The 11,992-nt window shown below is 61.7% G+C and carries 7 protein-coding genes; 2 read left to right on the forward strand and 5 right to left on the reverse strand.

Annotation, left to right across the window (positions count from 1 at the left end; all coding sequences use genetic code 11):
- Positions 1–206: 206 nt before the first annotated feature.
- From nifJ to AB5Z05_RS02925, 3 genes are all read right to left on the reverse strand, one after another.
- On the reverse strand, positions 207–3,782 hold the full coding sequence (gene nifJ / locus AB5Z05_RS02915; protein ID WP_368150062.1) for a pyruvate:ferredoxin (flavodoxin) oxidoreductase: 3,576 nt from the start codon (positions 3,780–3,782) through the stop codon (positions 207–209).
- Positions 3,779–5,425: an NAD(P)-binding protein gene (locus AB5Z05_RS02920; RefSeq protein ID WP_368150063.1), complete on the reverse strand. Its 1,647-nt coding sequence runs from the start codon at positions 5,423–5,425 to the stop codon at positions 3,779–3,781. The genes nifJ and AB5Z05_RS02920 overlap by 4 nt, the downstream gene beginning before the upstream one ends.
- Before the next feature lie 176 nt (positions 5,426–5,601).
- Complete coding sequence (locus AB5Z05_RS02925; RefSeq protein WP_368150064.1) at positions 5,602–6,354, reverse strand: substrate-binding periplasmic protein; 753 nt, start codon at positions 6,352–6,354, stop codon at positions 5,602–5,604.
- A 77-nt stretch (positions 6,355–6,431) separates the two neighbouring features.
- Here AB5Z05_RS02925 and AB5Z05_RS02930 point away from each other — a divergent pair, with 77 nt between their 5' ends.
- Together AB5Z05_RS02930 and AB5Z05_RS02935 are read left to right on the forward strand one after the other, a co-directional pair.
- The gene (locus tag AB5Z05_RS02930; RefSeq protein ID WP_368150065.1) at positions 6,432–8,282 is read left to right on the forward strand and encodes an MOSC N-terminal beta barrel domain-containing protein; all 1,851 of its coding nucleotides are present in this window, start codon (positions 6,432–6,434) and stop codon (positions 8,280–8,282) included.
- Between the two features lie 230 nt (positions 8,283–8,512).
- On the forward strand, positions 8,513–10,225 hold the full coding sequence (locus AB5Z05_RS02935; RefSeq protein WP_368150066.1) for a methyl-accepting chemotaxis protein: 1,713 nt from the start codon (positions 8,513–8,515) through the stop codon (positions 10,223–10,225).
- Positions 10,226–10,302: 77 nt separating this feature from the next.
- Here the strand turns inward: AB5Z05_RS02935 and htpX are convergent, their stop codons facing one another.
- Positions 10,303–11,175, reverse strand: a complete 873-nt coding sequence (gene htpX, locus AB5Z05_RS02940) for a protease HtpX (protein WP_005337890.1) — start codon at positions 11,173–11,175, stop codon at positions 10,303–10,305.
- Positions 11,176–11,288: 113 nt separating this feature from the next.
- The gene (gene bioD, locus AB5Z05_RS02945; protein ID WP_005337893.1) at positions 11,289–11,966 is read right to left on the reverse strand and encodes a dethiobiotin synthase; all 678 of its coding nucleotides are present in this window, start codon (positions 11,964–11,966) and stop codon (positions 11,289–11,291) included.
- Positions 11,967–11,992: the final 26 nt, after the last annotated feature.

Genomic DNA, 11,992 nt, shown 5'->3' on the forward strand with positions numbered 1-11,992 from the left:
ACAATATTGCAGGATATTATCCTTTCATATGTTTTTCTCTGTGCCGCCTCACATATTTGTGATATCTAAGATATATTGCAATCTAATAGTTACAAGATAATAGAGCAAACCTTGCTATAGAGTTGTTCTATCTAAAGACACCTCATGATTCTCGATACAAAAAAGCGGGCCAATGGCCCGCTTGGTTGTATTTCACTCACCTATTCTCACACCGGCGGATGGAAATGGCTGGCCTCGCGGGTGGCCATCTCCTCGTAGGTGGCCCACTTCTGCCACGCCACTTTTTGCGCCACCTGCATCAGCCGTTCGGCCTCCTCCGGATGGCTTTGGGCCAGCCCCCGATAACGGGTCTCCTCTTGGCGATATGTGGCAAGGGGAATGGAGGGGCGCAGGCTGTCGAGGCTGAAGGGGTTCTGCCCCGCGCTACGCAGTACCGGGTTGTAGCGCATCAGCGGCCAGTGACCGGAAGCCACCGCGCGTTTTTGCTGGGTCAGGCCAAACTCCATATCGATGCCATGAGCGATACAGTGGCTGTAGGCGATGATAAGCGACGGTCCCGGATAGGCCTCGGCCTCACGCAAGGCCTGCAGCGCCTGCTGCGGGTTGGCGCCAAAGGCGATGCGGGCAACATAGACGTTGCCGTAGGAGATGGCCTGCAACGCCACATCCTTCTTGGCCAGCGTCTTGCCTCCCGCCGCGAACTTGGCGACAGCGCCGAGCGGGGTCGATTTCGACATCTGACCGCCGGTGTTGGAATAGACCTCGGTATCCATCACCAGCACGTTCACATCGCGGCCGGAGGCGAGCACGTGATCGAGCCCTGATGAGCCGATGTCATAGGCCCAGCCATCGCCGCCCACTATCCAGACCGAACGGCGCACCAGCTGATCAATCAAGGAGAGCAGCTCGCGAGCCTTGCCGGATTTCACCTCTTCCAGCCGCTCCCGCACTTGCGCGACCCGGGTACGCTGGGCGCGGATCTCAGACTCCAGCCGCTGCGGGGCGCTGATCAGCGACTCGACTAGCTCTGCGCCCAGCTCCCCCTTCATCGCCTGCAAGGCTGCCACCGCCTGACCGTGGTGCTGATCGGCGGTGAGGCGAAAACCAAAACCAAACTCGGCGTTGTCCTCGAACAGTGAGTTCGACCAGGCCGGCCCCTTCCCTTCACCGTTCTTGGCCCAGGGGGTGGTCGGCAGGTTGCCGCCATAGATGGAGGAGCAACCGGTGGCGTTGGCCACCAGCATGCGGTCACCAAACAGCTGGGTCAGCAGCTTGAGGTAGGGGGTCTCGCCACAGCCGGCGCAGGCGCCGGAGAACTCGAACAGGGGTTCGAGGAACTGGGCACCGCGCACCGTGGAGAAGTCCACCCGCTCGCGGGCCGGCCAAGGCAAGCTCTCGAACCAGCGCAGCGCCTGTTTCTGGCCAGCCAGATGGGGCGCCTTGTCCATCATGGCGATGGCGCGCTCGCCTTGATGGCGGGCATCCGCTCCGACCCGCACCGGACAAGCCTGCACACACTGGCCACAGCCGGTGCAATCTTCCGGATAGAGCTGCAGGGTGTAGCGGCTGTCGGGGAAGCCCCTGGCGGTAACGGGCACCGATTGGGCGGCCTCGGGGGCGGTCGCCAGCCAGTCCTGATGGTAGAACTTGGCCCGCAGCGCCCCATGGGGGCAGACAAAGACGCAGTTCCCGCACTGGATGCAGATGTCCGAATGCCAAATCGGGATCTCGCGGGCGATATCCCGCTTCTCGAAGCGGCTGGTGGCGGTGGGGTAAGTGCCATCCACCGGCAGCATGGAGACGGGGATCAGATCGCCGCGCCCCGCCAGCATCTCGCCAGTGACCCGCTGGACAAACTCGCTGCCACCCGGTGCCAGCGGCAGCGGGTAATCGCTGATCTGCTCCTCACCGGCCGGGATGGCCACCTGGTGGAGATGGGCCAGCGTGTCGTCCACCGCCGCGAAGTTGCGCTCGACCACCTCGGGCCCCTTGCGGGCATAGCTCTTCTCGATGCTCTCCTTGATCAGCGCAATCGCCTCATCCCGCGGCAAGATGCCAGCCAACGCGAAGAAGCAGGTCTGCATGATGGTGTTAATGCGATTACCCATGCCGTTGCGCTCGGCCACCCGATCCCCATCGATGCAGTAGAGGCGGATATCGAGGACTCGGATGCGGGCGCGCAGCCGCTCGGGCAGCTCGGCCCAGACCCGCTCAGGCTCATAGGGAGCATTGAGCAGCAGGGTCGCCCCTTCGGCGGCATGCTCCAGCAGATCGACCGACTCGACAAAGCCCCACTGGTGGCAACCGATAAAGCTCGCCTGCTCGATAAGCCAGGGGGCGTCGATGGGCTCGGGGCCAAAGCGCAGGTGGGAGACGGTGCGCGAGCCCGACTTCTTGGAGTCGTAGACGAAGTAGCCCTGAGCGTGGAACCCCTCCAGCTCGCCGATGATCTTGATGCTGTTCTTGTTGGCGCCGACTGTGCCGTCGGCACCGAGGCCGAAGAAGAGCGCCCGCACCCGGCTGGCTGGCTCCAGATCGCCGATGGGGTGCCAGGCCAGACTGAGGCCCGATACATCATCCACTATCCCCACGGTAAAGCGCGGGCGCGGCGCATCGGATGCCAGCTCCTCGAATACCGCCGCGCACATGGCGGGGGTGAACTCCTTGGAGGAGAGGCCGTAGCGACCGCCACTGAGCCACGGCAACCGCTTGATAAGGCCGCGCTGCAAGCCATCGATAAGGGCGCTCTGCACATCCAGCAGCAGCGGCTCGCCACCCGCCCCCGGCTCCTTGGTGCGATCCAGCACCGCCATGCGCCGCACACTCGCGGGTAGCGCATCGAGCAGCGCCTGTACCGGGAAGGGGCGATAGAGGCGAATGACCAGTACCCCGGTCTTGCGATCCTGCCGGTTGAGCCAATCCACGGTGGTGCGGGCGGTGGCCGCCCCCGAGCCCATCAGCACGATGACGTCGGTGGCATCCGGTGCACCGTGATACTCCACCAGCCGGTAGTGACGGCCGGTCAGCTCGCCGAGGTTGTCCATGCACTGCTGCACCCGCGCCGGTACCGCCTCGTAGAAGGGGTTGACGCTCTCGCGGGACTGGAAGTAGGTATCCGGGTTCTGGGCCGTGCCGCGCATCACCGGATGATCCGGGTTGAGGGCCCGTGCGCGGTGAGCCCGCACCCAGTCGTTGTCGATAAGGGCCCGAATTTCATCCCGATGCAGGGCGGTGATCTTGTTCACCTCGTGGGAGGTGCGAAAACCGTCGAAGAAGTGGATAAAGGGCACCCGGCATTGCAAGGTGACGCTGTGGGCGACCAAGGCCAAGTCCTGCGCCTCCTGCACCGAGCCGGAGGCGAGCATGGCAAAGCCGGTGCTGCGCGCCGCCATCACATCCTGATGGTCGCCAAAAATCGACAGCCCCTGCGCCGCCAGCGAGCGGGCCGCCACATGGAACACCGCCGAGGTCAATTCACCGGCGATCTTGTACATGTTGGGCAGCATCAGCATCAGCCCCTGACTGGCTGTGAAGGTGGTGGCGAGCGCCCCCGCCTGCAGGGCGCCGTGTACCGTACCAGCAGCCCCCCCTTCGCTCTGCATCTCCACTACGGTGGGAATGTTGCCCCACAGGTTGGTCTGCCCCTCCGCCGCCCAGGCATCGGCCAGTTCGGCCATGGTCGAGCTCGGGGTGATGGGGTAGATGGCACACACTTCGCTCAGCTGGTACGCCACCCGGGCCGCGGCTTCGTTGCCGTCGACCATGATCAGTTCATGTTTCATTGGGACTCCTCCGGTTGGCGCAGCTCGATGGCGTGACAGGGGCACTGGTCGTGACAGGCACCGCAGCCGGTGCAGCGCTCGGCATCCACCTGATAGCCTTTGCCCGGCCCCAACTTGGCGATGGCCTGTTCGGGGCAACTGCCATAGCAGCCGTCGCACTCGAAGCAGTTGCCGCAGGAGTAGCAGCGCGCCGCCTCGTAGCGGGCGGCCACCTCATCCAGCCCGCCGATGATCTCGCCAAAGTCATCTCGCGCCCACGCCGGTTTGACCGGCTGGCTGCTGGCAGGGGCATGGGTCTGGAACCAGAGTTGCAACTGCTCCGGCCCCACCAGCGGGTAGGAGAGCGGTTTGTGATAGTGGCGACCGCGCAGCCAGGCATCCATGTGGCGAGCCGCCTTCTTGCCGTGACCGGTGGCGATGGTGACGGTGCGCTCGGAGGGCACCATGTCGCCGCCCGCAAACAGGCCCGGCACATCCGTCATCAGATTCTCACCAACCTGTACCACCCCCTCCTTGTTGACCCGAACGCCGGGAATGCTCTCCAGCACGCTCAAATCAACTTCCTGACCGAGCGCCAGGATCAGGGAGTCCGCTTCAAGGGTTTCAAACTTGCCGGTGGGCACCGGTTTGCCCTCAGCATCCAGCGCCATCACCTCCACTTCGATGCTGGTGCTATCAAGCTGGCGGATGGTGCGCAGCCAGTTGATCTTGATCCCCTCCTCCTCGGCCTCATCGGCTTCAAAGGCGTGGGCCGGCATATGATCCCGGTCGCGGCGATAGATGATCATCGCCTCTTCAACGCCCAAACGGCGGGCGGTGCGCGCCGCGTCCATGGCGGTGTTGCCGCCGCCGTAGATGGCCACCCGCCGTCCCAGTTTTGGCGGTGGCAAGCCCTGCTCTTCGGCCAGACTCGCCTGTTCGAGGAAGCTCACCGCATCGAGGATCTTGCCCGCCTCCCGGGCCGGAATATCGACCCGCTTGGCCAGATGGGCGCCAATGGCCATAAAAACGGCGTCAAAGCCCCCCTTATCGCGCTCACGCAGCACATCCTCCACCTTGTGGTTGAGAGTCAGCGTCACTCCGGCCGCCACGATACGGGCTACCTCCCGATCCAGCACGTCGCGAGGCAGACGGTAAGCGGGAATACCGAAGCGCAGCATGCCGCCCGCCAGTGGCCCCGCTTCGCGGATCTCCACCTGATGACCGAGCCGGTTGAGGTGCCAGGCGCAGGAGAGACCGGAGGGGCCAGCACCGATCACCAGCACCTTCTTGCCGCTGGCAGGGGCAGGGGGCGCAGGCAGCCAACCACGGGCCAGCGCCTCGTCGCCGAGGAAACGCTCGATGGCGTGGATAGAGACGGATTCATCCACCTGACCGCGGTTGCAGGCGCTCTCGCAGGGGTGATAGCAGACCCGGCCATGAATGGCGGGCAAGGGGTTCTCTTCGATCAGGGTCTGCCAGGCCGCCTCAAAACGGCCGGCCTGCGCCAAAGAGAGCCAGGCCTGGATATTTTCTCCGGCCGGGCAGGCGTGATTGCAGGGTGGCAGGGCCGGCCGCCAGACGGGTAGCCGGGTACGCACCGGGCCTGTTCCCGTTTTCAGGGAGAGATCCGGCAATGGGGTCATGTCCAGTTGTTTGCTCATACATTGCTTTCTTCTTTTTGTGTGACAGGCCCCACCCGATGGCGCTTGATACCGTGTAGCCGAAGCGGACGGTGGCCGGATGGGGAAGAAGCGAAAGCGTTAGAAACTGGGAACTGAGTCGATAATGGCCGCTTTTTTGTACTGATTAGCGAATCAGGATCAAAAAATGTTGCACTTTATGGTTCATAGAGACCAGAACGTGACTCAAGTAACATCTTCTCCAGCTGACCGCTGGCTTTCAGTTTGGCGAGCCCCCGATTGAAGGTTTTGATCAGTTCGTCAGCGTTGGCGCGCTTGCGACTGATCAACAAGTGACCTTCAACTTTCATCACGGGTTTTGAATGGGTTGCAAAGAGATCGACCGTGCTGGCTGGGTAGAACTGACGCAGGGAGTAGTAGCCGACATCGATGTTCTCCAGGGTCAGGTCGGCGCGGCCGGAGAGCAGCAGATCGAAACTCTGGCGCAGCCGGGTGACGAACTGCACCTGCAGCGGCACCTGCGCGATGGCTGCAAAAAAATCTGCATTGTAGGTATAGCCACTGACCGCAGCCAGCTTGCGATCCGCCAGATCCTGATAGCCACGCCATTCCAGCGGATCGGACTTGAGATAGAACCAGACGTAGGTCTCACTCAGGATGGGATCGCTGTAGAGATGGGTTTTGCGACGCTCGCTCGACTCATACCAGTGGACTGTGCCATCCACCACTCCCTCCTCCGACAAGCGAAAGGCCCGCTTCCAGGGTAGAAACTGAAACTTGACGCTCACCCCCTCACTCTTGAATGCCTCGCTCACCACATGAGGGATCAGCCCCTGATATTTCAGCGTCTCGGAGCAGTAAGGGGGATACTCTCCCGTGGTCAGGGTCAGCTCCTGCGCCCAGATCCCGTGGCAAAAAAGGCTCCCCGCCAGCAACCAGCTTATTTTCATCCCAATGCCCTCTTGTTCTGTTTTCCCAACTATAGACCGCCCCCTTGAAAGGATTGCCGGATCGCCGGGGAACCGTTATGTTCCCCTTTTTCCAGGCGATCGCGCCGCGTCACAAGGATATGAAGATGCCCAGGCTAGACAGCATTCACCTCTACCCCATCAAATCGACTGCAGGTATGCCGCTGGCTCGCGCCCGGGTGACCGAAGAGGGACTGGCAGGGGATCGCCGCTACATGGTGGTCAAACCAGACGGCACCTTTATCACCGCCCGAACCCATCCCCAACTGCAACAGGTCGTGGCTACCCCCATCGAAGGTGGCTTGCAACTGCGCTATCCGGGCTTTGAACCGCTCACCCTGCAAGAGGTCGACTTCAGCCGCGCCCCGCAAGCTACCGGAGTCTGGAGCGACCGTTTCACCGCCCTGCACACCGACCCCAAAGCCGATGGGTGGCTGAGCCGGGTGGCAGGGGAGACGGTGCAACTGCTCTGGCTGGGTGAAACCTCTGATCGCTTTCGTGAAAAGACCGGCACCCGGGTCAGCTTTGCCGACGGTTATCCGCTACTGCTGATAAGCCAGGCTTCCCTTGAGGATCTCAATCTGCGCTCCGATGCGCTGCACCAGATGAGTCAATTTCGCACCAATCTGGTGGCAAGCGGCACCCGCCCCTTCGAAGAGGACAACTGGGTGCGCATCCGCATCGGCGAGGTGGAGTTTCAGGTGGTCAAGCCCTGCAGCCGCTGCATCATGACCACAGTGGAGGCGGGTACCGATCGGTTCAATGCCCTGAAAGAGCCGCTGGCGACCCTCACCCGCTACCGCCGTGGCGAGGATGGCGAGGTCTACTTCGGCCAGAATCTGGTGGCGCTGAACGAAGGGTGGATTGAGGCGGGCAGCGAGATCGAGGTGCTGGAGACGACGCGACCACCTGTCTACCCCAACGCCGCACCGAAGAAGCGGGAGCTGGTCTGCGTGGCCCGCGAACCGCTGGCGCGGGATCTGGAGACCTTCTGGTTCGAAGCAGCCGATGGCGAGCCTCTGCCCGACTACCTGCCGGGCCAGCATCTGCCCATCAGCCTCGATATCAAAAATGAACGGATCCAGCGGCGCTATACCCTGAGCTCCACGCCGGATCACCCGGAGCGTTACAGCATCAGCGTCAAAAAGGTGGAGGGTGGCCGCATCTCCCACTGGCTGCACCAGCAGTTGCAGGTGGGTGATCGGCTGCTGGCCGCCAACCCCGCAGGCGAGTTTCACTTAGGGTCCGAGCGCAACCTCCTGTTGCTCTCCGCAGGATCCGGCGTCACCCCCATGCTGACGATAGCCCGCACCCTGACCCTGCGCGGGGAGCTGGAAGAGGTTCACTTTATGCACCTGTGCCGCAGCGAAGCGGACATTCCCGCCGCCAGCGAACTGCACGCCATGGCGCAGCAGGGTATGGCCCTCACCATTATCCTGAGCCAGCCGGACAATCACTGGCAGGGGCTGCAAGGGCGACTCAATGATGAGCATCTGCAACTGGTCAAAGAGCTGGCCGAAAAAGAGGTCTTTATCTGCGGCCCCCACGGCTTTATGGCCGATGCTGCCGCCAAAGTTGCGGCCCTCGGCGTTCCGGCCGCGCGGATCAGACAGGAGAGTTTTGGCGGCGCCATTCTCTCGGTGGCCCGCGCTCATCAGCCAGTGCAACTGCGCATCGGCGAGCGGGAGTTTGCCGGCAACAATCAGGGCACCATCCTCGATCAGGCCAACAAGCAAGGTGTAGAGCTGCCATGGAGCTGCCGCGCCGGCATCTGCGGCAGTTGCAAACAGACGCTGGTCTCGGGCGAGGTGGATCACCCCGACGCCCCCGCCATCACCGCCGCCGAGCGGGCGGAGGGCAAGATCCTTGCCTGCTGCGCCGTGCCGCTCACCGACCTTGAAATCCTATGATCGGGTGATCGGGTGATCGGGCCGCATTAACTCACGCCACCCCAGATGACCGGGGAATTGACCCCGGTCATCTTTATCCACACTTGTTCACCTGATCCGCCCTTAATTTGTCCCCACAGCCTTCATCAGTGAGTTTCCCTTCCTATACTCTCAGAGCAAAAAGCCTTGCCAGCCATTGACTTGGCGATGCTCCATACGACACTCAGCCATAGGGAAAGGACGCCCATACCATGGAACAGAACAAGCCCGCCTTTCAGCTCAACCTGCTGCTATCCGTCATCACCCTGATCCTGCTGTCACTGGTGTTTTTCGCCTACAGCTGGGCGGGTAAACAACTGGAAGAGAGTTATCGACAACAATATGTCTCCTACCTGCTGGCCGACGAACTGCGCCAATCCTCCGATGATCTGACCCGACTCGGGCGCACCTACGTCATCACCAAGGATCCAGCCTACGAACAGCAGTACATGCGGATCCTGGCCATTCGCAACGGCGAACAGCCGAGGCCGGATGGCTACAACCGTATCTACTGGGACTTTGTCGCCGCCAACGGCCAGAATCCCCGCCCCGACAGCAATGTTCACCGTGGCCTGATCGACCTGATGAAGGATGCCGGTTTCACCGACGGTGAGCTCGCCAAACTGAACGAGGCCAAAAACAACTCGGATGCACTGGTCAACACCGAGGTCGCCGCCTTCAAACTGGTGCAGCAGACCGATGGCGATCCGGTTGCCAACCAGCAAAAAGCCATCGCCATGATGCATGACAAGGCCTATCACCAGAACAAGGGGCGCATCATGTCCCCCATTGATGACTTCTACGTGATGATGGAGCAGCGCAACCATGAGGCAGTCGAGAGCGCCATCGCCAATACCGACATGCTGCGCTATCTCTTTATCGCCCTCGGTCTGGTGTTGATGTTCTTCCTCTGGCGCACCTATCGCTCCCTGCTCGATCTGGTGGGCACCTCGGTCGAGCAGCTCAAGACCGATCTTCATATGATGGCGGAAGGGGACTTCTCGCGCCCCATCAAGGTGCCGCCAGGATCGAAAGAGAGCCTGATCGGCCTGCTCGGCGGCATGCAGACCACCCTCAAAGGGATCATCGCCAAGGTCTCTCACTCCACCGAGGAGCTGTCCCACTCTGCTGACAGCATCGCCCAGATCGCCGAGCAGACCGCCCAGTTTGCTACCGATCAGCAAACCAGCACCCAGACCATGGCCGCCGCCATCGAGGAGCTGGTGGTGAGCATCAGCCACCTCTCCGACAACGCCACCCATGCCGACGAGCTGAGCAAGGTCTCCGCCAATACCCTGGAGGAGGGGTCAGGGGTCATTAAAGAGACTCTCGGCAGCATCGAGAATATCTCCACCACAGTGGGGGATGCAGCCAGCACCATCTCCGAGCTCAACGGCCATACCCAGCAGATTTCGGAGATCATCGGGGTGATCCGCGGCATCGCCGATCAGACTAACCTGCTGGCCCTCAACGCGGCCATTGAGGCGGCGCGGGCCGGTGAACAGGGTCGCGGCTTTGCGGTGGTGGCCGACGAGGTGCGCAATCTGGCCAGCCGCTCGGCGGCGTCAACCCAGCAGATCACCGGGATGATTAGCAAAATCCAGAGCGGGGCGGATGCCTCCATCCGCAGCATGGAGAACACGGTCAACAACGTCTCTCGCGGGGTCACGCTGGCCAACCAGACCGGCGAGGCGATCGCCAGCATCCAGAGCCACGCCTCCAACCTCACCGGCCTGATGGGGGAGATCAGCCACACCCTGCGCGAGCAGTCCACCGCCGCCAACGAGGTGGTCTCTACCGTCGGCAACATCACCTCTCTCTCCGAGCAATCGGGGGATGCCGCCCGCCATGTGTCGCAAGAGGCGGCCAAGCTCAAGCAGCTGTCACGGGTACTGCGCCAGGAGATGGGACACTTCAAGCTTTAAAGGACGCTGAAAAGCAAAACGGCTGCCCGAAGGCAGCCGTTTTTTATGCGGGGTTATCCCCTGTCATCCAGCATCTATCAACCACGCAGGGCGGCGATGCGCTGCTCGATGGGCGGGTGGCTCATGAACAGCTCGCTCATGGAGCGCTTGCCGTTGATGCCAAAGGCCATCATGGAGCCTTCCAGCTGAGGCTCGGCACCGCGGGAGAGGCGCTCAAGGGCGGCAATCATCTTGTCACGACCGGCCAACTTGGCGGCACCGGCATCGGCACGGAACTCACGCTGACGGCTGAACCACATGACGATGATGGAGGCCAGAATGCCGAACAGCATCTCCAGCACGAACACGGTGATCATGTAGGCAAAACCGCCGGTACTGCTGCTCTCTTCCTCGTTGTTGGAGCTGAAGAAGTTGCTGATCACGCCAGCCACGATACGGGCGAAGAACATCACGAAGGTGTTCACTACACCCTGGATCAGGGTCAGGGTCACCATGTCGCCATTGGCCACGTGGCTCACCTCGTGGGCCAGTACCGCTTCCGCCTCGTCACGGCTCATGCTGTAGAGCAGGCCGGAGGAGACCGCCACCAGCGAATCATCGCGGCGAGCGCCGGTCGCAAAGGCGTTCATCTCGGGAGAGTCGTAGATCCCCACTTCCGGCATCTTGATACCCGCTTCGCGGGCCTGACGGGCCACAGTGCTCACCAGCCAGTGCTCGGTCTCGTTACGGGGTTGCTCGATGACCTGGACGCCATAGCTGCGCTTGGCCATCCACTTGGACATCAGCAAGGAGATAAAGGAACCCCCAAAACCGAACACGGCACAGAACACCAACAGCCCGGAAATGCTGGACTTGTTGATCCCCAGAACCGAGAACAGGATATTGAGTACCACCCCCAGCACCAGCATGACGGCCAGGTTGGTCACCAGGAATAGCATAATTCGCTTCATATAGACTCCTTGTGAAGATAAGGGACATGACCGGGGATCACTCGGGATCCCCACCTGATCATGTTAATGTCGACATTCTAGGGAGATTCGATGAATGTTCGCTGAATATGCCGTCAAAGTAGCGGCGAGATATCAAGACGCCCCTGCAAATCGGCTTCAAGCGGATTGTTTATAAACGGAATTTCGCCGAGGAAGGGGGCTGGCAGCAAGCCCCTCAGGGTGTCCAGATTTTCCTGATAATGGCTCATGGAACCATGGAGCCGATTAATTACCCACCCCGCCACCGGCAGCTGATCATTGCGAATGGCGGCAAAGGTGAGCAGCGCATGGTTGAGGCAACCCAGCTTGGCCCCCACCACCATAATCACCGCCATGTTCTCCTGCTTGACCCAGTCCGACAGCAGATGCTTGCGATCGAGCGGCAAATACCAGCCCCCCGCACCTTCCACTACTGCCAGTTCGGCCCCGGCCTGTTCAATCTTGCGTAGCCCCTCGCTCAACCCCTGCATGGTGATAGGCTGGCGCGCCTCGCTGGCGGCAATGTGGGGTGCAATCGGCGGCTCATAGGCGAACGGATTGACCACCTCATAGGGCAGCGGCAGGCTCGCCGCCTCCTGCAACAGAACGGCATCCAGGTTGCGCAGCCCGTCCGGAGTGCGAGCACATCCGGCCGAGACCGGCTTGTAACCCGCACACTTGATTCCCTGTGCGCTGAATTCGCGCAGCAGGGTGCGCGCCACCAGCGTCTTGCCTACATCGGTATCGGTGCCGGTGATAAAGAATGATTTCATACGGTTCTCTCCTTGGCAGGGCCCGT

It is taken from the genome of Aeromonas sp. R2-4 (assembly GCF_040908365.1).
GTDB lineage: Bacteria > Pseudomonadota > Gammaproteobacteria > Enterobacterales > Aeromonadaceae > Aeromonas > Aeromonas veronii.